We start from the raw sequence: 24,658 nt of genomic DNA, 5'->3' as shown, positions 1-24,658 counted from the left end.
ATAGCATGCTTGGGAGGTAAAGCATACCAAAAAATAGCATTCAGGCTAGCGCCTGACGCACATTCCTCCCCCGCTTGTAGAAGCGGAAGTATCCTGTGCGAACCTTGATGAAGGAAGGCGCACCGTGCGCGCAAGTTTCCGCCCCGCGCCGGAAACTCCGGATTGGCGGCCGCTTTCCGCTTTATGCTATAATCGCACCACAACGAAACAACGAATCGAGACGAATATCGGAGGCTTGCCATGCTGACTTTCGAGCAGAAGCTCGCGATTGCGGAGTCCTTTCCGGAATTGCAGCGCAAGGACGTGTCGATGAAACGCGTCAATTTCCATTATGAAGAAAGCGCCGCGGACAAAAAAACAGTCGTCTATCATCTGCACCCGAACGGCAACGGCTTCGTGTACGCCGGCTTGCTGGATGGATACGAGACGGACGACAAAGGCATGGTGAACATACGCGATTTCGGTGAAGACGAGCTCCGGCAGCTGATCGCCGACTCGATCCGCGCCTTAAGCGAATACGAGCCTCCGCAGCCGGCCGCCAAGAAACCGGCCGCCCCTCGTCAAGGAACCTGGACCGATGCGGAAGGACATACGTTAAACCTTGCGTTTGAGGATGACCTCTGGTATGTATATGCCGGCCTGAATCTGGACGCGGCGTTCGAGTCGTATGAGGAGGCGGAAGAGTACCTGCGTGAAGAAGGATTTGCGCCGAAGGCGTAACAGACGGTACAAGATAAATGAACGACGATGCGGGAGGCGGTCTTCATGAAAGTGATCATTTCGGCGCAGGAAGCGATGGACAGAGGAACAAATAGAGGATAATAACACAAATTTGTAGAATAAATGAAGGGCGCAAGCTCTTCTTTTTTCAACTTTCAGCATAGGGGAATCGACTCGTCTATGAAGGATACGTCTAACTATCGGGGCGAAAAGCATCATCATGAAATGCTCCAGCATTCTCCCGATGCGATCGTGGTGCATGACGGCGAGCGCTTGCTGTACGTCAACAATGCCGCGGTCAGACTGGTCGGTGCGGAGCGTGCGGATCAGATGATCGGGCAGCCGATCCTCCGTTTTATCCATCCCGCTCATCACGAGATTTCGAAAGAGCGGATGAAGCAGGTCCGAACTGTGAAAAAAGGGCTCGATCTCTTCGTCTATAAAATGATTCGTTTCGACGGTACGTTGTTCGATGCCGAAACGACAAGCATCGAGGTGCATGGGCAATCGGGCAGAAGCTTGATCCAGTCGGTCGTAAGGGATATCTCGAAGCGAATCAAGTACGAGGAAGAGCTGATGGAGGAAGCCGAACGCTACCAGCGGCTGATCACCTTTCTGCCCGAGCCGATCGTCATTACCGACAACGGCATCATCGTCTACGCCAATCTGTCCGCCGTGAGACTCTTAAAGGGCCGGGATATGCAAGATGTGATCGGCATGAATATTTTCCGCTTTATTCACCCTGATCACCATGAGGAAACGATCCGCATCGTCGGCCAGGTCATGCAGTCGAACGAGCCTACGCCCTATGTCGAACGGAAGCTGATCGGCCTGACCGGGGAAAGAATCGACATTGAAATATCGAGCATTCGCCTCGATCATTATTTAAGCAGACCGGTCATTCTAAGCGTTTTGCGCGATTTGACGGAGCGCAAGATGGCCGAAGAGCTGATCGTCAAATCGGAAAAGCTGTCCGTTATCGGCCAGCTGGCTGCCGGGGTGGCGCATGAAATCCGCAACCCGCTTACCTCGCTTCGCGGCTTTACCCAACTGCTGCAAAAGGAGTTCGGCAGCCGGTATCCCTATCTCGATATCATGCTGAGCGAGCTGGATCGCATCAACCAGATCGTGAACGAGTTTATGAGTCTGGCGAAGCCGCATCTGGTACGCTTCCAAACCTGCGGCTTGAAAGAAATTATCGGCAGCGTCATCTCCCTGCTTGAGTCGCAGGCGATTCTGAACAATGTGACGATTCTCTCCCGCTGCGACGATTCGATCCCGCCGGTCCGCTGCGACGTGAACCAGCTGAAGCAGGTATTCGTGAATGTGATCAAAAATGCGATCGAAGGATGCCCGGCGGCGGCCAGGTCGATATCGACGTAACGGTGCGTCCGAACGGCGATCCGTCGGTATCGGTTCAAGACTATGGGCCCGGTATCCCCGACGAGGTCGTCCGCCGGCTGGGCGAGCCGTTCTTCACGACAAAAGCGCACGGAACGGGACTGGGCCTCATGATCTGCCACCGGATTATCGAAGCCCATCACGGCACGATGAGCATCTCAAGCCAAACCGGCTGCGGTACGAAGGTTGAGATTTCCCTGCCTCCTGCGGGAGGCGACCCTTCCATATGACGATCCCGATAACCGCGGTGATATGGACCGGACGAACAGCTTGAAGGACTGAAGAAAAAATCCCGACGACTCGAGCCTTCGAGCCGTCGGGATTGCCAAACGCCGGCAAAACACCTTATCCTGCTTTACGCGATCGTCCAGCCGGTCGTATTGGAGCCGACCTCGACCGTATACGCTCCCGTGCCGCCGCCGCGGGTAACGTTCACGTCCAGCCGTCCGGCGCCCAGCCGGATGCGGCGGACGGACAAGCGGTTCATGCCCTCCGGCAGGATCGGCTGCATGAAAATTCGCCGGTTGGCGTGGTCGAGCCTGAGGCCCAGCATCACCTGCAGAAAAACGAGCGGAGTGGCCGCCGCCCACGCCTGCGGAGAGCACGCGACCGGATACCGGACGGGATTGCCCCGCTCGCTGGAATAACCGCAGAACAGCTCGGGCAGCCGGTTGTTCTCGAAACAGGCGCCCGCCTTCAGCAAGCCTTCCATGACGACCAATGCTTCGGCATGAAACCCTTGGGCGTTGAGCCCCATCAGGCATAACGAGTTGTCATGCGGCCAGATGCTTCCGTTGTGATAGCTCATCGGATTGTAGCCCTTCTCGCCCGCCGCCATCGTGCGGATGCCGTAGCCGCTGAACAGCGATTCCGACACCAGCTTGCGCGCGACGGCCGCCGCCCGGTCCCGCTTCATCATGCCCGACATCAGCACGTGGCCCGGATTGGAGGTGACCGTCTCCACCGGCTTCCGCTCCTCGTCAAGCGCCAGCGCATAGAACCGGTCGCCTTCCACCCAGAAGGCTTCCTCGAACCGTTCCCGCAGCTGCTCGGCTTCGGACTTCAGCCGGATGGACCAGTCCGCCCAATCGTCCGCGCCGGATTGTTCCTTCAACGTACCGAGCAGCTTGGCCAGCGTCGTTTTCGCCTGGTACACGTACCCCTGGACTTCAACCAGCGCGATCGGCGCTTTGGCGTACTCGCCGCTGCGGTGCACGATCGAGTTGCCGGAATCCTTCCAGCCCTGATTCGCGATCCCCTTAGCCGATTCCTGAAAATACGATATGAACCCGCTGCCGTCGCGGTCTCCATACGTATCGATCCATTCCAGCGCCCGCCGGATATGCGGAAGCATCGCTTTGAACAGCTCCGCGTCATCGGTCCATTTCACATATTCCCCGATCAGCACGAGAAACAGCGGCGTGGCGTCGATCGAGCCGTAATAAGGCGTGAACGGAATCTGATTCGTGCCGGCGAGCTCGCCGCTGCGCAGCTCGTGCATGATTTTGCCCGGCTGCTCGTCGCGCCAGCTGTCCGCCCGATCGCCCTGGTAACGGGCCATCGTCAGGACCGTGCCCTTGGCGATCTCCGGATGGATCGGCAGCATTTGCAGCGCCGCGATCAGGCAGTCCCGGCCGAACGGGACGGCAAACCACGGCAAACCGGCTACCGGAAACCGCCCGTACCCGAGATCCGTAAGCAGCACGCGGATGTCCTGCAAGCCGCGGTCGTACAGGCGGTTAAACAGCGGCAGGTCGCTGTCCACCGCCGTCGATTCCGCTTCCCACTCGTCGTAGGAGCGGCGCAGCTGCCCGACAGCCTTTTCGCGGGAATGCCGTCCCGGCTTCACACCGCCGACCACAGGCGAAAGGAAGAAATCAAGCGACTGCGACTCCCCTGCCTCCAGCTCCAAACGGTACGTCACCGCGACACCTTTTTCCGACATATCAACGTCCGCCGGCTCCGCCGCCCACTCCACCAGCAGCTTTCGCTGCACGCTGTCCGCGCCGTCATACCCGATCTCGAATCCGGAACCGCACTGCCGCGCGCCCGTCTTTTTCCCGACCTGGCCGTCCTGAAAGCCGCGCACGATGAACATGTCGCAGAAATCGGCGTCGAACAGCAGGGACAGCTCGAACTTCTCGCGATGCGGATTGAAGTTGGTTGCCTTGAGCGTTTCATAGAGCACGTCCTGATAGATGAACCTTGTCCGCTCGACTTCGATGGACTCCGGCCACAGCGTCAGCTGTCCGTCACGCTCGGTTTTCGGATTGGTCAGCACGATGCGCGATATATAGTTTTCGTCCGCTTCGGACGACAGCATTCTAAGCTTTTCCCCGTTAATCGTCAGCGCCAGACGGCTGAGGAAGCGCGTGTCCTTCGTATACAGCCCGTGGCCGTGATTGCTCTCGGAAATATCTCCGGACATATCCGTCAGCAGAAACAGATCGTTCTCTTTAATCACTCTGTAATCCATACCGGTTTCCCTCATATTCTCTGTAATTTATGTGAAGATCGCAATTCGCGGCGATCCGAACGGTGCGTTCGCGTTCGCAGCCGTTTATCCTTTGACGCCGCTTGAGGCCACGCTTTGCTGCACCTGCTCCTGGACGAGCAAATAGATGACGATGCCCGGGATGATGATCATGGTGAGCGCCGCGAACATGTAGGTGTAATTGTAGGAGAACGCCTCGTTGAAAAAGCCCAGCGCGACCGGCAGCGTCCGGTTCGCCTCGCTGGTGGTCAGCACGAGCGCATAGAAATATTCGTTCCAGTTCGCCAGGAACAGCAGGATGCCGGATGTCGCCAACCCGGACTTCGCGAGCGGCAAATTCACGTTCCAGAAAATCCGCCAGAAGCCGGCGCCGTCGATGATCGCCGCCTCATCCAGATCCTTGGGGATCGACATGAACGTCACCCGCAGAATGAACAACGCGAGCGCCATCCCGAACGAAGCGTAAACCAGCACCAGTCCCGCCTTCGTGTCGTACAGATTCAATTTCATCACGATCGTAAAAATCGGCTGCGCCCTGGCATAACCCGGAACCAGCAGCGTAATCGTGCAGAGGATGAACAGAACGTTTTTGCCGAAGAAATCGAATTTCCCGAAAATATAGCCGGCAAGGGCATAAATGAACACCGCGATCAAAGTAGCCGACGTCGCGATGATCAATGAATTTTTGAAGTAGACGAGAAAGTTGTATTGGGTGAAAACATCGGCGTACGCCTTGAAGCTGATCGACGTCGGCAGCGCGAACGGATCGCCCAGAATCGCCTTGTTCGTTTTGAAGGATGAGACGACAATCCATAGAATCGGAAATGTGGATACGACGACCGTGAACAGCATGACCGCATAGGAGAAGAGGCGTTCCGTCAGGCTGCCGGTTCGGATTTGCATGGGACGCGCACCTCCTCAGTAGATCTTCTCGTTCATTTTGAACAGCCTGTTGATGAGCAGCATAACCGCGACGCCGAGAATGATCATGACCGTGGCGGCCGCGTTGGCGTAGCCGTATTCATAATTGACCAGGCCGTCATAGAGCATGAGCGTAATATTGTACGTCTCGTTGCCGGGCCCGCCTCCCGACGTGAGCGCCACCTCCTCGAACCCGGCGATCCGGGCGGTTACCGACAGGATGATGCCGGTGCCGATGGCGTTTTTGACGAGCGGCAGATTGATGTATCGGGTAATTTGCCATTCGCCCGCTCCGTCCAGCAGGGCGGCCTCGTGAATTTCCTTCGGGATCGCCATCAAATCGTTGTACACGATCAGCGTGACGTATACCGCATAGAACAGCCACGTGAACGTGACCGCCCAGAAGGAGGCCGGCGATTCGAAGAACCATTTGACATGAAAGTCGGAAAAGCCGATTTGGCGCACCAGGTTGTTGATGACGCCGATATCGTCGTTGAAAATGATTTTGTAGATCATCGCCCAGGCCGCCGCGGAGATGACCATCGGGATCATGAACACCCCCCTGACGAACCGCCATCCGAAATACCCTTTGTACAAAATGAAAGCGACCAGCGTGCCGAAGCCCACGTGGAACGTGGCGGCAATCAGCGACCAGAGAAGCAGGTTTCGCATCGCGATGAAAAAGGTGTTGTCATACGTGATCAGGTTGACGTAATTGTCCAAACCGCTGAACGTGGGCGAGCCGAAGCCGTCCCAATCCGTGAACCCGGTCGTAAAGACGGTGATGATCGGCACGATGTAAAATAAGCCGAGAACGAGCAGCGTAGGCGCAAGGAAAATCGCTATCCACCATTTGGTCCCTTTGTCCTTCATCTCTTCACCCCCTTGTGTAGATGGAGCCTTCCACCTTGGGATGGAAGGCTCTTTGTTTTGTCCGCGTTATTTGAAGCGTCCTGCCTTCTGGGTTAACGTTTCCGCGAATTTCTCAGGCGTCAGGTCGCCTTTGACCAGCAGCGGCAAATTCTGCGCAAACTCCGTGCTGCCGATCTGGTCCGGCCAGACGTTGCCGAACGATTGCGCGATGATCTTCATGTCGTTCTTCACCGAACGGTTCATCTCCGCGAGAATCGGGTCCAGCTTGGATTCGAAGCCGGCCGACTGCTGCACGTTCGGCGCCGTGCCGCCTTCCGCGATCATGTAAGCCTCAAGCTCCTCCGGAGAGTTGATGAACTCCAGGAACGCGAGCGCTGCGTCCGTCTCTTCCTGCTTCAGCCCTTTCGGAATCCACCAGGAATATTCTGCGGTCGTCGCAAGGCCTACGCCGCCCGGATAAACGGAGGCGCCCACCTTATCGGCGAACCCTTCCGGCGCCTTCGTCGTATCAGAGAAATCGCCGACCATCCACGTTCCGTTGGCAATGATTGCCGCACGTTCGTTGAGGAAATTGTTGGCCGCATCGGCGTAAGCCGCGCCGAGCGCGTTGTCCGTCGTGTAGTTTTGCAGCCACTTCTGCGTTTCGGCGAACGCCTTGATCCACAGCGGGTCGTTATAGTCCGACACCTTGTCTGCCCGGTCGCTCTTCAGCACCTCGGCGCCGCCCGGCTCACCGGCCATGAACGCGGAAGCGAGGAGCATGGTCGTCCAGGCATTCTCGCCCGTCATCAGGGACAGCGGGGTGAACCCGGCAGCCTTCAATTGCTTCAGGGCTTCTTCGAACTCGGCGAAGGTCATTTGGGCGACCGGCTTCGTTATGCCGGCCTTCTCAAACATCTCTTTGTTGTAGAACAGGCCGATCGGACGGATAACGGAGAGCGGCATCGTATAGATTTTACCGTTCTTCGTGTTGTAGGAAACCGAATCGGCGATCAGCTGTTTGCTGAGCTCCGGTTTGGAATCCAGCCAAGGCTTGAGGTCGTAAATTTCGTCTTTCGCGATCAATTCATCGATGAATTGCGTGTCTCCGCCTTCGATCAGGGCGGGCAGCTTCTTCTGCTGCCAGAGCAACTTGATTTTCTCCTTGTAAGCGTCGTTCGGAACCTCTTCGATCTTGATCTCGTACTGACCCTCATATTTCTTGTTGAAGCGCTCGACCTGCGGGAGAAAGAACTTGCCCCCGACATTCTGGCCCGCTTTATAATGCGGAATGTTCAGCACGACTTTTTCCTTCGGCGTCTCTTCGGCCGGCTGGTTCGTGTCGGTTTCGCCCGTGTTCGTTGCGGGCGCCTTGCCGTTGTTGCCGGCTGCACCGTTGTTGCCGCCGCTATTGCCCCCGCATGCCGTCAAAATCAGCATCAAAGACAGGCACAGGATGAGCGTGGCTTTGTAACCTTTTTTCATGCGAACTTCTCCCCTTCATCTGTTGAATTTATTATTTAAAGATCCCCGGAGGAACACTTTAAACCGAAATCCGCTCTTGCTTGACGTTTCGTTTACGGCATTAACCAAAACGTTTTGGATCATGCCGGCAGAAAATGAATCGCCATTTTTTGATCAAGTAAGCGTTATCAAATGCTTTCCAAATCGTTTTGGAAGGATAGTGTTATTATATTTCTTACGGAAAGCGTTTGCAATAGAAATAGTTAGTCAAAAAAATGCGGCGTCGTTTCATAAACGTTTTGGAAATGCGTTAACAATAGACCCCTAAGCGCTGGAATCAGACCTCTACATCTTACGGGAGGTGCTGCCCCTAACGATCAACTCGTTCGGCAGCATAACCTTGTGCCGGACCTGGCGCCCTTCCAGCATATCGATCAGAAGCTGGGCGGCTTGATAGCCGAGCTCGTATTTCTCCTGGCGGACAGTCGTCAAATTAGGCGAGCAGTACGAAGCAATCGATATATCGTCGAAGCCGACAAGGGATATCGAATCGGGCACGGATCGTCCTGCGCGTTCTAAAGCTCTGAGGGCGCCGAGAGCCATCAAATCGCTGGCGCAGAATACGGCTGTCACATCCGGATGCTTCTCGAGTATCTGCTGCATCGCATCCATTCCGCCCTCCTCAGAAAATCTGCCGTCCGTTACCAGCGCCGGTTCATAAGCCATTCCCGACTCTTGCAGCGCAACCATATAGCCCGTGAGGCGCTCGCGGCTTACGGAAGCCTCATCGTAACCGTTGATCATCGCGATCCGTTTGTGCCCCAGCTCGATCAGATGGCGAACCGCCTCTCTCGCCCCGTTCACGTTGTCGGTCGTCACATGCCCGACCCGTTCCCCGGCGACCGGAATATCGATGAGCACGCACGGAAAATGGGGCTGGTCGATGACTTCCTTCAAATACGGATCGCTCACCCTGAGCCCCTGAAGAATGGCCCCGTCCACATTGCGCTCCCGGCAAAGATCCGAGTACGACTTCCTGAGCTGCTTGTTCGGATTTGTGCTGAACAGCAGAATGTCGTAATTCAGCTCGCCGGCCCGGTCGTTGATGCCGCACAGTACTTCAAACGCGAACGCGTCTTTGGCGTTGGAGCGCTTGATCTCCGAAATGATCACGCCGATCGTGTTCGTTTTTTTCAGGACAAGACTCTGCGCTTGGGCGTTCGGGCGGTAAGAAAGCTCATCGGCAAGCTTTTTGATCCGGCTTCTCGTTTTTTCGTTGACATCGGAATAGCCGTTTAACGCTCGGGAGACGGTCGTAATCGAGACTCCGGCCGCTTTTGCCAAATCTTTAATTGTCGTCATGAATGGATCACTCGTTTCCCAAAACGTTTTGGATTTGATTTTATTATAGCAACACCCGTTCTCCGTTGCAAGCGCTTTTATTCGGCAGTTGTAGCCGGGTCGGTTCAACTCTTACGGCTGGATCGATTTTCGCGGCATCTGGTTCCAGCCCCGCGCGCTTATATCGTGATCCGATACATCACATACAACGCCCGATGACCCGACTCTGCACGAATCGGACATCGGGCGTTTCTGCGACTGCCCTTCTCCTACTCTAACCCCGCACGCATAATAAAGCCTGTCTTGATCCCTTTCTCAAACCCGCACTTCTCGTAAAAAGCATGGACGCCGCCGCTCTTTGAACCTGTCATCAGCATCACCTTGTAGCAGTTGCGGTCTTTTGCAAATTCGACCGCTTTGTGCAACGCCATCCGGGCGTAGCCTTTTTGCCGGCTGAGACCGGACTTTTTCCGCTCTCACGTTACTTTTTCCGGTGAATGATCGTTGAGGCAGGGTTTTCCCCTCCCTCAACCACTTATTAGCGCGTTTCACCCTTATTACAGCTACTGAGACCGGACTTTTTCCGCTCTCACGTTATTTTTTTCGGTGAATGATCGCTGAGGCAGGGTTTTTCCCTCCCTCATTTCCCTACTAACCTCTCCGTCCCAGTTACGTCGGCTGTGGCAGCGAAATTCGCTCCCTCGCGTTGCTTTTCCGACTAACTGTTGCTGAGAGCGCGAAATTCGCGCCCTCAACTCCTATTAATTCCCGACCCGCTCGCGTCCATCCGCCAACGATGAACACCGCCGCCGCAATCCTGTTACAATCAAACTCAAACCTTCCTGATCCGCCACACCTTGCTGCGGAAGTCGCCGAACAGCAGCTCCTGCGGAACGGCCAGGCCGGCGCGCATCAGCTCGTCGCCGCCCACCGGCGAGTCGAGGCCGTCAATCCGGTAATCGGCATCGGGATCGAGGCCCTTGAGCCGGATCGAACGGTAGCCGGCATTCGGCTCGGCCAGCACTTTGTAATAAGCGGCGAACGCCTCCGAGCGGTCCTCCGACACGAACATCCAGGCCGTTTCATTCCCTTCAAAAGGGCTGAGCAGCCGGTAGAAATCGCCGAACTGGACGAGCGGCCGAACCTCCTTGTAGTACTCAACCTGAGCGCGGACGATTGCATCTTCCTCTTCCGTGAACGCCGTCAAATCGAGCTCATAGCCGAAGTTGCCGGCGAATGCGACATGGCCGCGCATTTCGAGCGGCGTCGTCCGGTGCACCTGATGGTTCGGCACGGCCGACACATGGGCGCCGATCGCGCTGGCCGGATAAACGATGCTGGTGCCGTATTGGATTTTCAAACGGCTGACCGCGTCGGTGTTATCGCTCGTCCACGTCTGCGGCATGTAATGCAGAATGCCGGGATCGAACCGTCCGCCGCCGCCCGAGCAGCTCTCGAACAGGATATGCGGGAACGCCGTAACGAGCGTCTCCATCACGCGGTACAGTCCCAGCATATAGCGGTGCGCCGTCTCGCGCTGGCGTTCCGGCGGCAGCAGCGCTGAGCCGATCTCCGTCATGTTGCGGTTCATGTCCCACTTCACATAGGTAACCGGCGCGCTAGACAGCACCTCCGACAGCATCCCGATAATCGCGTCGCAAACATCGTCGCGGGAGTAATCGAGAATCAGCTGGTTGCGTCCGGCCGACCGGCGCCGGTCCGGCACATGCAGGCACCAGTCGGGATGCTTGCGGTAAAGGTCGCTGTCCACGGATATCATTTCGGGCTCGACCCACAAGCCGAAGCGCATATCCATCCCGGTCACCCGCTCCGCCAGGTCGCGAAGACCGCCGGGCAGCTTCTCGCGATGGACAAACCAGTCGCCGAGCGAGCTGTTGTCGTCGTCGCGCTTGCCGAACCAGCCGTCGTCCAGCACGAACAGCTCGATGCCGAGCTCCTTGCCTTTGCGCGCGATCGACTCGATCTTGTCCGCATTGAAATCGAAATAGGTCGCTTCCCAGTTGTTGATCAGAACCGGCCTTTCCTTGTCGCGGAACTCCCCGCGCGCCAGGCGGGTCCGATACAAACGGTGATACGTCCTGGACATGCCGCCCAGTCCTTCGTTCGAGTAGACGGTCACCGCCTCAGGCGTTTGGAACGACTCGCCGGGCTGCAGCAGCCAGCTGAAATCGAACGGGTTCAAGCCCATCGTCACGCGCGTGGCCCGGTATTGATCAACCTCCACATTGGCAAGGAAGTTGCCGCTGTACACCAGGCTGAAGCCGTACACCTCGCCCTGGTCCTCATCCGCTCCCTTTCGAACGAGCGCCATGAACGGGTTGTGCTGGTGGCTGCTGGAGCCGCGCTTGCTGTCGACTGCCTGCAGCCCCATGGTCAACGGGCGCCGCAGCACATTCCGCTCATTCGCCCAGCCTCCGGCCAAATGAACCATATCATAGCCGTCATCGGCAAAATCGACGCTGATGCTGGCGGCACGCAGCAGCTTCAGCTCCCGGTTGCCGCGGTTTTCCAAACGGACGGAGCGGGTGATCGCGTCAAGCTCGTTAAATACGGTGTAGGACAGCGTAACGGTAAGCCCCAGCAGCTCATCGTAAAGCTCGATTTCCAGCGTATCCGCCTCTTCGTCGTTCTCCACATAGGTTGCCGGCAGCCCCGCCAGCTTCGGCTTCCCTGCCACAATCCGGTGTCCCCGATAGCGGAGATCCGTTACCGTCGAGCCGTTGTCCAGCTGAATCTGGTAAGCCGGCGTACGGAAGTCGGTGTTGCCGTAAGCCGGGTATTCCTGCGGCAATGTGTCCAGCGAAAAGGTACGGTCGGCGGGAACGGGATTGGGCGAGAACGCCCGGTCCATATACCGGAGCGGGATCGCCCCGGCATACCGGCGCAGACGCTCTCCCCAATACCGGTGCGTCAAATAACCGTCCTTGGCGATTTCGATCACATAGCTCGTGCGGTTGGTTTGAAGATGGAACGTTTGCTGCTTTTCATCATAATGAACGGTCATTCGCGAGTCCTCCTAAATCGTATGAACAATCTCAAAGCCGACAATCAACCTTTTACCGCGCCCGACGTAAGCCCCGTCATGAACCAGCGCTGGAGAAGCAGATACAGAATCGTGATCGGCAAAGCCGCCGTCAGCGAGCCTGCGGCCACCCAGCCGACATTGTTGGAATAAGGCCCGAAGAACGTGGCAAGCGATACGGTAATCGTACGCATATCAAGCTGCTGCAGGAAAAACAGCGAGAATTGATAGTCGTTCCACACGCCAACCCCGGAGAGAATGAGCACGGTTGCCGTAACCGGCTTGAGCAAGGGCAGGATCATCTGAAAAAACAGCCGGAACCGCCCCATGCCGTCGATCATCGCCGCCTCATCCAACTCCCGCGGAATCGAACCGATAAAACCGGTATACAGGAAAATCGCCTGCGACAGGTTAAAAGTGACATGCAGCAGCGTGACGCCCCAGTAGGTGTTCATGCCGTTGATGTCCTGAAAAAACTGGTACAGCGGCACGAGAATCGTCAGCGGCGGAACGATCAGCGCCGAGATGAACATCGTGTACATGAATTTGTTCAGCCTGGTTTGGTAGCGGGACAGCGGATAAGCCGCGCAGGCGCCCAGCAGCACGATTAGAACGAGCGACAACGCCGTAATAATAATATTGTTCACAAAAGCCCGTTCCAGCGCCGCCATTGTCCACGCATTCGAGAAATTGTCCCATGCGATCGCCGTCGGGAGCCTCCACTTGGAGCTTAAATCCGTCAGCGGTTTAAGCGAGGTCGTGACCAGCAGATAGAAGGGCAAAATATGCACGACGGCAATGATGACGGACAGCACATATGCCGGTTTCAAGCTCGTCTTCATGACTGGACCTCCTTCCTGCGCAACAGCACCAATGCCGTTATACTGACGACGACGATAATGATGAACATCAGATTGCCGAGCGCCGCCGCATATCCTGCGTCCTGTGTGGCAAAATAGGTCCGGTACGCCAGCGTCGACATCGACTGGGACGCGTATCCCGGTCCGCCGCCGGTCAAGGCCACGATCACGTCGAACAGCCGGAGGCCGCCGATCAGATTGAGCACGATGTTGATCGTGATGGAAGGCGCGAGCAGCGGCAGCGTTACGTTCCGGAACTTGCTCCATGTAGAGGCCCCGTCAATCGATGCCGCCTCATAGTAGTCCTTGGAAATCGACTGCAGGCCCGCCAGATAAATGATCATGGCCACGCCGAGATACTGATACGTGTTAACGAACGTAATGATCCAAATATTGACCTGCGGATCGCCAAGCAGATTCATCGGCTTATCCCGGAACAACAATATTATATCGTTTAAGGCGCCACCTCTGAATTGGAAGAAAAAATACCAGATGTAGCCCATGATAAGCGGACTCACAATAACAGGCAAATAAACGATTGTTCGCGTCAGACCCTTTGTGCGGATGCTTTGGTTGAGCAGCAGCGCGTAGAGCAGGCCGATCAGGTTCTGAAAAAAGGTGCTGCCGAACCCGTATATAAACGTGTTCTTGATGACCGTCGCAATGTTCTTGTCATCCATCATTCGCTTGTAGTTGTCCAGCCCGATCCAGTCGTAGCTTTGGGAGAAGCCGTTCCAGTTGGTGAACGAGATTTTGAAGCCTTGGTAAAACGGATAGAAAATGAGAACCGCAAACAGGATCAGTGCCGGCACATACATCAAATTCAACCAGGCCGGTGAGTTTCGGTCCAAACGCATGACGGACATCCCTCCTGGTAATCTCGAAGGGGGCTTTCCGCCCCCCTCCGAACACCGTTTGTTATTTTTGCTGCGAACGGAGACGCTCATAGTTTTCTTTATACACGTTCGAGGACTCTTCCGGCGACAAGGTGCCGCCGAGGATTTCCGCGGACGTCGTCTGCATCACATCCCACATGCCGCCCGGCAGATAGACGCGGTCGAAGTACGGGAATACGCGGATGTCCTTGTACTTGTCATAGAATTCCGTGTAGATGCCGAGGTCCGGCGTGATGCCGTTCATCGCGGTCGGCGTTCCGGACAGCTCCGAAATCCGTTTCAGATATTCCGGCTTCGCAAAGAAATTGACCACGTCGATGGCGATATCCTTGTTCTTGCCGTCCTTGAACACACCCATCGTGAAGCGCTCGCCGCCGGAGAAGGTAGGTTCGTCATCCGGGAAAAAGGCCGGTACGGGCATGATGCCTACGCCTACTTCGGGATTGATCTTTTGCGCGTCCGGAATAAAGCCGGGACCGCCGAATACGAACGCGATTTTGCCTTCGGCGAACAGTCTCGGACGGTCCGACTCCCTGGAGGTCAGCACGTCTTCGTTCATCAGGCCTTTGTCGTACATTTCCTTGAACTTCGCGGCCAGCGGCGTCCACTTGTTCCAGTCGAACGTTCCGTCAAGCAGCTGCTGCGCGGAATTCTGCTTCGGGCTGATCAGGAGCGAGGTGGAGAAATAATCGAAGAACTGCGCCATGGAAGCGGCGTCGGGTCCGGAGAAGTAGAACGGAGCCACCTCGCCGTTGCTGTCCTTCTTGATTTTCTCCCCTGCCGCAATCAGCTCGTCAATCGTTTTCGGCACTTCGATGCCGTATTTCTCGAGAACGTCCTTCTGGTAGGTGATGCCGTCTTTGGCCGCGTTCAGCGGAAGCACGTATACTTTACCGGCCTCATCGGTGATGATCGGCTTCATGGATTCGGAGATATCGGCCACCCACGGCTGTTTGGACAGATCCTCGAGGTACTCGCCGTAACGGTTGATCGCCCAGCCGTGCGTATCGAAAATATCCGGAAGATCGTTCGCCGCCATTTTCATCCGGAGGATGTTCTCGTAATCGTTGCCCGGATTCTGGAACTCGAACGTCACGTTCGGATTTTCCTTCGTATAGGCGTTGGCGATCTCAACATAGTAGTCTTTCAGCGCTTGATCGTTGACGGTCGAGTAGATCGTAAGCTTCACTTTTTTATCGGAGCCGCCGTTTGCCGCGGTTTCGCCGGACGTGTTGCCCGTCGCGCCGCCGGTCGCGTCGCCCGCGGCATTGCCGCCGTTACCGCCGTTATTGTTGCTGCCGCAAGCGGCAAGCACGAGAGAAAGGATGAGAACAATTGCCACGGAAATCGTTTTCATGTTCTTCATTTTGTTTGTACCCTCCAATTGTGAAATAAATGTGCTGCGTCAATCACTTGCAAACACGGGTCTGATTGACCCTGGGCAGGGTTTTGGCCTATAATTGGTGTTGGATTTTGTATTTTTTCTTGGACTCCCGCGCGGAGTCTTTTTTTATGTAGCGCGGTGGTCCGGTACCAATATTGCGCCCTTGTGCCCCCTGCAAACCGCCGGTTCATGCAATTGCCGATCGCATCACCCCTCTCATCTTGTTCAGTTTCCGGACTAACCGTTCGTCTTGCCGCAGCTTTCGCGGATGACGAATTTGGTCGGGATTACGGTTTTGACCGGCACCGTCCGGCCGTTCACCCTTTCCATTATCAGATTTACCGCCGATCGTCCCATTTGCTCGGTGTGCACCTTAACCGTCGTTAAGGGGACGCTGACGAATGAAGCCATCTCGATATCGTCGAAGCCGACGATCGCTACTTGCCCAGGCACGGAAATACCGGCTTCCTGCAACGCCTTCAGGGCGCCGATCGCCATCGGATCGCTGGCGAAGAAGAAAGCTTCCGGCAGATCGCCCCGCTCGATCGCTTCTTTCATGAGCTTGTAACCGGCCGTGATCGTCCAATCGGCCAAAAGCACACGCCCGGGGGCATACAGCCCTTTCTCCTTCATGATCCGTTCGTAGGTTTGCCTGCGGACCTCCGGCTCCTCCCTCAACTCGTGACCGAACCGATGAACATGCTCAAGCCCCCCCACGAAGCCGATATCGCGGTAACCCAGATCCATCAGGTGGTTCATGACCTTCCCGACGGCCGGCACAAAGTCGGACACGACAGAATCGTAAACTTCCTCATCGGGCGAGTAATTGATGTAGACGGTGCGGTCCGGCCTGGAATAGAGCTTGGAGACGTCCTCCGGATCGACTTTGCCGATTACGATGACGCCGTCCATATCGTCAAGCGAACCCTCCGCCGGCTGAACGCCCAGGCGGATCACCCGGGAGACCGCCATCCCCAGATCGGCGAACTGCATCTCCACCCCTTGGCGCAGGGAGAGAAAATAGGGATCTTCATGCTCCGTTTCGGGCGTGCACCAAAGCACGAGGCCGATTCGGGGCTTGCCGGTGCCGGGTACGGTTGATGAAGCCGCTTTCTTTTTGCGCAGCGGTTTATATTGAAGCTTCGTCGCGACGGACAAAATGGTGGACCGGGTCTCCTCCGTCACGGACAGCGTCTGGTCGTTGTTCAGAACGCGCGAGACGGTGGCAACGGAGAAGTTCGATTCACGGGCAATATCTTTAATCGTCGACATGGCGTATTTCCTTCCCATCGCACTATTTACTAAGCATGAAGTTAAATTAACTTAAATCTATGATCCCATAATAACATTAAACCGCTTACACGGCAACAGTTTTAGTTAAATTTTACTCGAATGTGGTTGTCTTATTTAGTTATAACTGCGATACAAGGTGTTTTCATATATAAAAGAATGCAGTCTTGGGCACAATGGAAGGTTGTATCGATATTTTCTAGTTAAATTAACTAAAATTAATCTTGCTACACCCCCTCCCTTTTTCAGGCTGGTGCATAGCGAGATCCAAGGGAGGATTTTCCCAGTCTCGGAATCAACTCGCAGTTGGGCACAGAGAAATTGTGTGCGAGGCAGGGATTTTCCCGCCCTCACGGTACGTCCGCTGATGAAAATCGTCTGAGGCCGGACTTTTCCCTGCCTCAAGCACTGTCACAGTAGAGCAAGAAGCCGGTCAGCAGGTGAGGGAGCGAAATTTCGTCCGTCGAGCGCGGTAACGGTGCAGAGGAATCCTTCCTATGTTTGAAAACAGCCCGAAGACAGACACAAACCCCGCAACAATCGCCCGGTTGCGGGGTTTGCATAGCTTGCTTATTTTACAGCCGCTTCTCATAACAAACGCTTGATTCGCATGCGACATACTCGCCGAAACGATCGATCGGATAATACCCGTGCTTGCGGTAGAAATTCAACGCTTCAAACTGCTTCTCGCCGGCTTCGAGCTTGATGAATATGAAGCCTGCACGCTTGGCCCTCGCCTCAAGCTCACCCAAAATCAACTGCGCGACGCCTTTGTTCCGGTAGACCGGATCCACGAAAAACCGCTTCAGCTCCGTATTGTCCCGGTCGAGCGGCCGGGTCGCTCCGCAGCCGACGGGCACGCCGCCGAGATACGCCACAATGAAAGTGATCTCCTCTACATCCGGATCATCAAAGTCCACTCCGAAAATTTCATCCGGCGGGTATTGCTCCAGCAGATACGCATCCAGCTTCGCTATGAGCTTGGCCAGATCCGCATTGTCAGCGGCCGCCTGCACCAATTCGATCTGTCCCATGCTCCTTGCTCCATTCCCCATTCATTGGTCGAATGATTCATTGTCTATCACAATACCAACCGAACGCGGGAATGGCAAGCCCTCACCGACACTGGTCGCGGCCAATCTGCGGCCAGTCTGCGCCCAGCCGCACCACGGCCTGCACGTTAACCGAACTTTCGCCCAAAGCGCTCGCGGAACCGCTGCCCCATGGCATAGCAAATGTCCCACAAATCGACCACCGGCTGATTCGTATACGGCTGCGTATGCATGTAGCACGGCGGACCGAACTCCGGCGTGAACAGGACAGACTGCCGTCCCTCCCGCAGATGCAGCCCGCAAATCTCGTCCCACCATTGTTCATGCCGCACCAGGGCATATTCGTACTCGGGCGCGCGAAAATCGGGCACCTGCGGACCCTGCTCGAAGCCGACGCGTCCGTGGATGTAAACCGCATGCCGCATGGCGAGCGCCAGATTGTCGGCCTGGTCGGGCAGCATCGATTCGCACACACAGCACCAATGGCTGAAATCGGCCGTTATGCGGAGCTCCGGCAAATCCCGAAGCAGGCGGGCCGTGCTCCACGGCGTAAACATCGCGCGCCCTCTGTGCGTTTCATGGGCGACGGGCACGCCGATCTCCCTCTCCAGCCGAAGCGCATGCCCGAAAAACGCGAGCTGCTCCTCATAAGGCATGGAGTCCTTCGCGCTGTGCGAATTGATGAGTTCGGGCCGGAACGACGCCGCCCGTCTTGCCTGTTTCTCGAAGGAAGCGCTATGATCCGGCCCTTCGGTATGGATCTGCAAAACAGCCTTCAGCCCATACCGGTCCATCAGCTCTCTGAATAAAGGTTCTTCTTCCTCGGTGGGCACATGGCATTCGACGCCGTCATAGCCGGCTTCGGCGATCTGCCGCAGCTGGGTCTCATACGTGCCCGGCATCCCCCAAAGCGCTTTCATCAGCTTCAGTTCCATTAACGTTCACTCCGTTCCTCCGTATCAAAACAGCGGACAGGCGCCGCCGACGTCCCGTTCCAGCCGCTTCGGCGTATTTCCGTAGCGGTTTGGCCCGAGAAGCTTTTGATCATCCGCGAAAAATGGTACACGCTCTTGAAGCCGGTCCGCTCGGCAATCTCGGCGAGCGCGAGCCCCGTGCTCCGCAGCATCTCCAACGCGTGATCCACCCGCACCTTCCAAAGGTAGCGCATCGGCGTCACGCTCTCATATTGATGAAACAGGCGAATCAAGTATTCCGCGGACACATTCGAGATCGCCGCCAATTCTTCCAGGCTCAGCGGTTCGCCGTACCTGCGGCGCATCTCGGCTTTCGCCCGGATGACGGACGGATGCTTGCCGGCCTCCACACGTTCGATCTGGCTTTCGGTCTGATAGAGCCGGATGGCCGCAACGGCCAGCGTGCAGCGCAAATCGCGCTGGATATCCACAGATGAACTGTGTGTCAGCGCTTGCAAAGTATCCGTCAAATGATTCATCGCATCGGACAGCGGTATGATTCCCGGCAGCTGCTCCAGCATGGCGCGAATATCCGGGCGCCGCTCGTTCAGCTCGATGTGAATCCAGTGATGCCAGGTCTCCATATTCGCCGCAAAATAAAAATCCTCCCTGTGGCCGGGATGCAGCAGCAGAACGCGGCCGGCCGGCACAAAATGCACGTCGTCATCCACATGCAAGGTGCAATGCCCGGTGTGCACGATGAACAGCTGCAGGTTCGGCTGAATGCGCGGACCCCAACGGCCGCCGGGAGGGTAAATCGTGGCCCCGGCGGACGCATCGCTTACGATCGATAGGAGATTGCCGTTGTCTTCCCAGAAATTCGCCGCCATCGCAGCTTTCACCCGCCCCGGTTCGTCATGCGCCTCTTTCTCTCAACGATAACCGGGGAAGCCCGCGGTTGTCCAGCCCCCCGGCTCAGGCAGGCAGCAGCGACTTGAGCTTCACGTTCGGCCGCTCCAGATCCTCCGGCGACGGCACGGCATGCCGCTCGATCAGCATTGCGGCGAGTCGGATATCCTTGGCGATGCCGCTCGAAGGGCCGATTCCGCTGGCCGACACCAGCCGCCCGTCGCCGGTCAGGTGGAAGAACAGCTTGCCCGCTTCTCCGAGGTCGCGGCTGACCGTCACTTCCCCGCTGTCCGGCAATCCGACCACCTGCAGCGTCAGCTCGTATTGATCGGACCAGAACCACGGCAGCACCGTGTAAGGATCGTTCGCCCCCAGCATGCCGCCCGCCGCATGCCTCCCTTGCTCCTGCGCATTGCGCCAGGCTTCCAGCCGGATGCGCCTGCCTCCGTACAGCTGATGCGGGAACGAACAGCAGTCGCCGGCCGCGAAAATGTCAGGGTCGCTCGTCGCCAGCCGCTCGTCGACCCGGATGCCGTTCTCGAGCGCAAGCCCGCACGCTTCGGCCAATGACGTTTCCGGAACCGCCCCGATGCCGGCGACGATCGCGTCGCAGCGGACCACGGCGCCGTCCGCGAGACGGATGACATGCTCGCTGCCGTCGAATTCGATACTCCCGATGCCAGTGCCGCAGGTCATCCGAACGCCGGCCGCGAGGTGACGCGCCTCCACAATATGGGCGATCTCCTCCGGAACGCCCCGCATCAGAATACGGGGAGCAGCCTCAATGACGGTCACGGAGCAGCCGCGCTCCCGTGCGCTTGCCGCAACCTCGAGGCCGATAAAGCCGCCGCCGATGACGACGACGCGCTTGCCGGCCTGCAGCCGGCTCCGCAGCGCAAGCGCGTCGCGGTAGGTACGGAGATACATCATCTGCGACAGGTCGGATCCGTCCAGGGACATTTTACGCGGCCGCGCCCCTGTTGTAAGCAATAGCTTCTGATAAGGAACCCGGCTTCCGTCCGCAAGCACGGCCTCGTGAGCCGCCCTGTCGATGAGCGCGACCGGCGACCCGGCGAGAAGGCGAATGCCGTGCCGCGCAAGCAAATCGTCGTTCAGAATGAATACCGGCGGCGGTTCGTCCGGCGCCAGCAGCTGCTGCTTGGAGAGCGGCGGTCTTTCATAAGGCGCTTGCCGCTCCTCGCCGATCAGCGTGATCGGCCCATCCCATCCCCGGTTCCGCAGTTCAACGGCCGCCCGCGCGCCTGCCTCGCCCGCCCCGACGATAACCATTCCTTTATCCGTCATATCGGCTCCTCCTCAATCGATCTGGATCAGCACTTTGCCCGCTTCGATTTTGACCGGGTACGTTTGGAGCGCGACGCATACCGGCGCGCGTTTCGCTTCTCCCGTCGTGATGTCGAACCGTCCGTTATGCTTCGGGCATTCGATGACGTTGCCCATCACCAGGCCGTTCGACAAATGAAACCGTTCATGCGTGCAGTAACCGTCCGATGCGAAGTAATCGCCCTTATCGTTCCGGTAGATCGCAAAGCTCCTGTCTCCATGGTCATAGCGGATAACGTCCTCCACTTCGACCTCGTCCGCTTCACATGCTTCGATCCATGCCATCGCTCATTCCTCCCAAGGTGTGGGTTAATCGATTACCCTTTTGTGCCAAAAAATAACCCTGCCTGCCGATGCCGCCGCCGAAGCGGAAGCCGCAATCGGCGCCCGGACTGCCGTTCAGCTTGCCTCGATAGCTCCGGACCCGGCGTTCGTCTGGGCGCCCGCCGCCGGCGTCGTCTGCGCGTCGAACTTGTACGGTCTCGCCGTGGGCGGCAAAGGACGCACCAGCGCAAAGGACGGATCGCGCTTTTGCTTCAGCAGCAGGGAAAATACCTCTTTCAGCGCGGCCGGAAAGCTCGGGCTCGGCGCCGGGCAATCGTTTTTCATCTCCTTATGCAGCGCCGGCAGCGCATGATAGGGCACCATCGGGAACATATGATGCTCGATATGATAGTTCATGTTCCAATACAGGAACCTCAAGATCGGATTCATGTAGATCGTACGGCTGTTCAAGCGGTGATCGAGCACGTCTTCGCGCAGCCCCAGATGCTGGGACAGTCCGGTCAGCAGCACGAAGATGGCGCCATAAAGAGAAGGAAGACCGATGAACATGGCCGGCAGAATGCTGCCGATCGCGATGCACCATGCCGCTACCGAGCCGAGAATAAGCAGGTAAACGCGCGCTTCCCAGAACACCTTGCGGTATTCGGAAGCCGGTATATACTCCTTCTCCTCTTTGTCGATAACGCCGAACGCATGCAGGAAATACCGCTTAATCTCCTTCGGGCCGCCGTACAGATGGAAAATCTCCATCATGATAACCCGCCAGATCGGCGGCCGCTCCGCGACGATTTCCGGATCGCGCCCGACGATGATCGTATCGGTGTGATGGCGCGTGTGGCTCCAGCGGAAAGGAGTAGCCGATCTCAGGAACATGAAGGAAGCGATCTGGTAAACGACCTCGTTCATCCACGGTGTCTTGAACGCCGTGCCGTGCCCGCATTCATGCCATCTCGAATCGGCCGGCGATGCGTACAGGATGCCGTAGGCAAGAAAAGCCGGCAGCGCCCACCACGTGCCCCAAGACAAATAAGCAAGGTAACCGAGAACGGAGAGTCCGACGAACCAGATGATCGTATCGCGGATCGCCGGTCCGTCCTTCCTTTTCATCAGCTCCTTGAGCCTTTGCCGGGGAATCGGGCTCGTGTACCACTCCGCCGCAACCAAACCTTTCTCAACCGCTTTTTTGCCTTCGGGACCGGTCAGGCTGTAATCCCGTCTATTTTTGCCGGAAGCCATGATGAACTCCTCCTCTTTGTTAACGTTTACATGACTACTGTATAAAAAATCACACCTCCGCACAATGCATGGGATTGACGATCTTTTGTCTGCAATTGAACAAAAGAAAACCGCCGGAGCGAATTCGCCCAGGCGGTTCGATGCGCGCAATTACAATAAAAAATACAAACAAACGATGCCGACCGAGCCGTGGAACAGCACATCGAGCCATCTTTTTTTGGGCTCGTTGCTCATCTGAACCAGCACATAGACGCACCGGACCACGATAATGATCAGCGCGATCTGAAAAAGCAAATAAGGAACCATATCCGTCGCCCCCTCCTTGGATGAGGATTCGCTACAGGATATGAGGCACGCGCCCAATCGGTGCTAGAGCTCGTCGGCAGCGGCCAATGCAAGCCCGTTGTCCGTTTCTTCGAGCGGCAAAAACAACGGCCTTTCATGACCGTGCGGCGTGTCGGGGTAGTGCGTGCAAATCCGCAGCCGCCCCTGCCGGTCGCGGAACAGGCTGGAATGCCCGGCATTGCGGTCCATCAGCAGGTTCCGATCGTGCGTCCAGGGTCCCTCAATTCTGCCGCTGGCGGATCGGGCAATGGCCACCGTGTATCCGCCCAGACCGGCGTCGCTATAGTTCGGCACAGAGTAGCTGGACCACAGGAGCAGCAGTTCCCCGTTCCTTGCCTTGTGCAGGAAGGGGGCATCCGTCAAATAACCCTCCTTCTCGATCCTCGGATCCCGGAACAGCCGTATCCAATCCATATCGGCGGCATTCAGGATCGTGACGGCTTCACCATAAGAACCCTTCAAATCCCGGCTCAGCCTCAGCGCCTTGATTTTTCCTTCATAAATTTCGGTCCATTCATGGCAGAACACGACCCATCGCTGCCCGTCGCCGTCTTCGTAATAGGTGCCGTCCAGGCATTCGCTGCCGCCGAGCGTTACGGGACCGTCGCTGTGCGGCCGATACGGCCCTGCCGGATGATCGGCCGCGAGTATTCCCGTGCCGCGGTTTTCCCCGATGCCTCCCTTGAAAGAAGCAAACATGTAGAATCGCCCGTCCACCTCGAATACTTCCGGTGCCCAGTAGTGCCGAACCCCCCAAAACCCGGCGGGAGGCTGAAAAGCGACGTAAGGACCTGTCCACTCGCTCAAATCCCTGCCGGCATACACCTCAAAAACCGGATCCTTGTCGCCGCATCCGTCGGCGAACGTCGTACCGAACAAATAATACGTTTGCTCGTTTTGATAGAAATAAACAAAAGGGTCCCGCATGTGGATGTCTTCCGTGCGCACCGTCCTGATCGTTCGAAACCCTTTTTCCACTTCTCTCGCCATCCTTCCGAATTTTACTTGACCCTATTACTTGATTCCCGAATTGGTGACGCCTTTCACGAAATAACGATTGGTGAGGAGGAACACGATCAAAGCCGGCAAAGTCGCAGCCACGGTGGATGCCATCATTTTCGCCGGATTTACGAAGTTTGCTCCCTGGATGAGACTCGCGATGCCTGTGGTGACGGTCTTCATCTCCGGATCGTTGACGACCAGCAGCGGCCACAGGTAATCGTTATAAATGTTCAGGAACGTAATGACCGCCAGCGTCAGTACGGCCGGACGAATGGACGGAAATACGACGCCGAACAGAATTTTCCATTGCGAAGCGCCGTCGATCTGCGCGGCTTCCTCCAGTTCCCGCGGATAAGACAGCAGGAAGTTATAGATGAGGAACACCCCCAGGGTGCCGGCCGAATAGGGGAAGATGAGCGGCACGAAGCTGTCCGTCAAACCCAGCGTTTTGAACAGATAGAATGCCGGAAACAGCGTGACGATGCCCGGTATCGTAAGTGCCGCAACAATCATGAACAGAAGCAGTTTTTTGCCGGGAAAATGCAGTCTCGCCAGCGAATAAGCCGCAAGCACATCCACAACCACCACAAGCAGCGTGCCCGCAACCGTCACAATCCCCGTATTCACAATCCATCTTACAATCGGGGCGTCATCGGTTTCCGCAACCAGTGAACGATAATTCTCCATCGTCCAGACCGAGGGCAGCAGAGATGCGCTCGCCATCGATTCGCTCAACGTTTTGAACGAGGTGAACACCATCCACAGGATGGGCAGCAAAAATATCAGACCCAGAACGGTGGCGAACACGATATTGACTATGGAGGATACAGGTAACCTGTTTTTTCGCATGCCGAGTCCCCCTTTACATTTGTTTCCTGTACGAAATCCAATACTGCGCGCCCGTG

The 24,658-nt window shown here is 56.7% G+C and carries 22 protein-coding genes and 1 pseudogene; 3 read left to right on the top strand and 20 right to left on the bottom strand.

The window, feature by feature from the left end; translation table 11 throughout:
- Window positions 1–240: 240 nt before the first annotated feature.
- The 3 genes from RWM61_RS16275 to RWM61_RS16265 all read left to right on the top strand — a co-directional run bounded on the left by RWM61_RS16275 (window position 241) and on the right by RWM61_RS16265 (window position 2,351).
- Window positions 241–720, top strand: coding sequence for a hypothetical protein (locus tag RWM61_RS16275; RefSeq protein WP_314002693.1), 480 nt, complete (start codon window positions 241–243; stop codon window positions 718–720).
- 180 nt (window positions 721–900) lie between these two features.
- On the top strand, window positions 901–2,103 hold the full coding sequence (locus tag RWM61_RS16270) for a PAS domain S-box protein (RefSeq protein WP_314002691.1): 1,203 nt from the start codon (window positions 901–903) through the stop codon (window positions 2,101–2,103).
- Window positions 2,070–2,351 carry an ATP-binding protein gene (locus RWM61_RS16265; protein ID WP_314002689.1) on the top strand — a complete coding sequence of 94 codons (282 nt, stop codon included), beginning with the start codon at window positions 2,070–2,072 and terminating at the stop codon, window positions 2,349–2,351. The genes RWM61_RS16270 and RWM61_RS16265 overlap by 34 nt, the downstream gene beginning before the upstream one ends.
- Window positions 2,352–2,476: 125 nt before the next feature.
- Here the strand turns inward: RWM61_RS16265 and RWM61_RS16260 are convergent, their stop codons facing one another.
- From RWM61_RS16260 to RWM61_RS16165, 20 genes and pseudogenes are all read right to left on the bottom strand, one after another.
- On the bottom strand, window positions 2,477–4,597 hold the full coding sequence (locus tag RWM61_RS16260) for an amylo-alpha-1,6-glucosidase (protein ID WP_314002687.1): 2,121 nt from the start codon (window positions 4,595–4,597) through the stop codon (window positions 2,477–2,479).
- A gap of 84 nt (window positions 4,598–4,681) precedes the next feature.
- Entirely contained in the window at window positions 4,682–5,518 is an 837-nt protein-coding gene (locus RWM61_RS16255; protein WP_314002685.1) for a carbohydrate ABC transporter permease, read from the bottom strand.
- A gap of 15 nt (window positions 5,519–5,533) precedes the next feature.
- Entirely contained in the window at window positions 5,534–6,409 is an 876-nt protein-coding gene (locus RWM61_RS16250) for a sugar ABC transporter permease (RefSeq protein ID WP_314002683.1), read from the bottom strand.
- A 66-nt stretch (window positions 6,410–6,475) separates the two neighbouring features.
- Window positions 6,476–7,873, bottom strand: coding sequence for an ABC transporter substrate-binding protein (locus RWM61_RS16245; protein WP_314002680.1), 1,398 nt, complete (start codon window positions 7,871–7,873; stop codon window positions 6,476–6,478).
- 324 nt (window positions 7,874–8,197) lie between these two features.
- On the bottom strand, window positions 8,198–9,214 hold the full coding sequence (locus RWM61_RS16240) for a LacI family DNA-binding transcriptional regulator (RefSeq protein ID WP_314002678.1): 1,017 nt from the start codon (window positions 9,212–9,214) through the stop codon (window positions 8,198–8,200).
- Between the two features lie 248 nt (window positions 9,215–9,462).
- Window positions 9,463–9,633 (bottom strand): annotated as a pseudogene (locus tag RWM61_RS16235) (GNAT family N-acetyltransferase); the annotation flags it as partial.
- Window positions 9,634–10,025: 392 nt separating this feature from the next.
- The gene (locus tag RWM61_RS16230) at window positions 10,026–12,218 is read right to left on the bottom strand and encodes an alpha-galactosidase (RefSeq protein ID WP_314002676.1); all 2,193 of its coding nucleotides are present in this window, start codon (window positions 12,216–12,218) and stop codon (window positions 10,026–10,028) included.
- Window positions 12,219–12,262: 44 nt separating this feature from the next.
- Window positions 12,263–13,078 (bottom strand): carbohydrate ABC transporter permease, encoded by an 816-nt coding sequence (locus RWM61_RS16225; protein ID WP_314002674.1) that lies wholly within the window; start codon window positions 13,076–13,078, stop codon window positions 12,263–12,265.
- On the bottom strand, window positions 13,075–13,953 hold the full coding sequence (locus tag RWM61_RS16220; RefSeq protein WP_314002672.1) for a sugar ABC transporter permease: 879 nt from the start codon (window positions 13,951–13,953) through the stop codon (window positions 13,075–13,077). The genes RWM61_RS16225 and RWM61_RS16220 overlap by 4 nt, the downstream gene beginning before the upstream one ends.
- A 61-nt stretch (window positions 13,954–14,014) precedes the next feature.
- Window positions 14,015–15,358, bottom strand: coding sequence for an extracellular solute-binding protein (locus RWM61_RS16215; protein ID WP_314002670.1), 1,344 nt, complete (start codon window positions 15,356–15,358; stop codon window positions 14,015–14,017).
- Between the two features lie 255 nt (window positions 15,359–15,613).
- The gene (locus tag RWM61_RS16210; protein WP_314002668.1) at window positions 15,614–16,648 is read right to left on the bottom strand and encodes a LacI family DNA-binding transcriptional regulator; all 1,035 of its coding nucleotides are present in this window, start codon (window positions 16,646–16,648) and stop codon (window positions 15,614–15,616) included.
- A 593-nt stretch (window positions 16,649–17,241) separates the two neighbouring features.
- The gene (locus RWM61_RS16205) at window positions 17,242–17,700 is read right to left on the bottom strand and encodes a GNAT family N-acetyltransferase (protein WP_314002666.1); all 459 of its coding nucleotides are present in this window, start codon (window positions 17,698–17,700) and stop codon (window positions 17,242–17,244) included.
- A gap of 146 nt (window positions 17,701–17,846) precedes the next feature.
- Window positions 17,847–18,653, bottom strand: a complete 807-nt coding sequence (locus RWM61_RS16200; protein ID WP_314002664.1) for a TIM barrel protein — start codon at window positions 18,651–18,653, stop codon at window positions 17,847–17,849.
- The gene (locus RWM61_RS16195; RefSeq protein ID WP_314002662.1) at window positions 18,653–19,522 is read right to left on the bottom strand and encodes an AraC family transcriptional regulator; all 870 of its coding nucleotides are present in this window, start codon (window positions 19,520–19,522) and stop codon (window positions 18,653–18,655) included. Before RWM61_RS16195 ends, RWM61_RS16200 begins: the two co-directional genes overlap by 1 nt.
- Before the next feature lie 85 nt (window positions 19,523–19,607).
- Complete coding sequence (locus tag RWM61_RS16190; protein ID WP_314002659.1) at window positions 19,608–20,846, bottom strand: FAD-dependent oxidoreductase; 1,239 nt, start codon at window positions 20,844–20,846, stop codon at window positions 19,608–19,610.
- Between the two features lie 12 nt (window positions 20,847–20,858).
- Entirely contained in the window at window positions 20,859–21,170 is a 312-nt protein-coding gene (locus RWM61_RS16185; protein ID WP_314002657.1) for a MocE family 2Fe-2S type ferredoxin, read from the bottom strand.
- A 114-nt stretch (window positions 21,171–21,284) separates the two neighbouring features.
- Entirely contained in the window at window positions 21,285–22,406 is a 1,122-nt protein-coding gene (locus RWM61_RS16180) for a fatty acid desaturase family protein (protein WP_314002656.1), read from the bottom strand.
- 150 nt (window positions 22,407–22,556) lie between these two features.
- Complete coding sequence (locus RWM61_RS16175) at window positions 22,557–22,712, bottom strand: hypothetical protein (protein ID WP_314002654.1); 156 nt, start codon at window positions 22,710–22,712, stop codon at window positions 22,557–22,559.
- Between the two features lie 63 nt (window positions 22,713–22,775).
- Window positions 22,776–23,729: a glycoside hydrolase family 43 protein gene (locus RWM61_RS16170; protein ID WP_314002652.1), complete on the bottom strand. Its 954-nt coding sequence runs from the start codon at window positions 23,727–23,729 to the stop codon at window positions 22,776–22,778.
- 36 nt (window positions 23,730–23,765) lie between these two features.
- Window positions 23,766–24,602: a carbohydrate ABC transporter permease gene (locus RWM61_RS16165; RefSeq protein WP_314002650.1), complete on the bottom strand. Its 837-nt coding sequence runs from the start codon at window positions 24,600–24,602 to the stop codon at window positions 23,766–23,768.
- Window positions 24,603–24,658: the final 56 nt, after the last annotated feature.

The sequence above is a fragment of the uncultured Paenibacillus sp. genome (genome assembly GCF_963515335.1).
GTDB lineage: Bacteria > Bacillota > Bacilli > Paenibacillales > Paenibacillaceae > Paenibacillus_I.
This window is presented reverse-complemented; position numbering and strand designations above follow the sequence as displayed.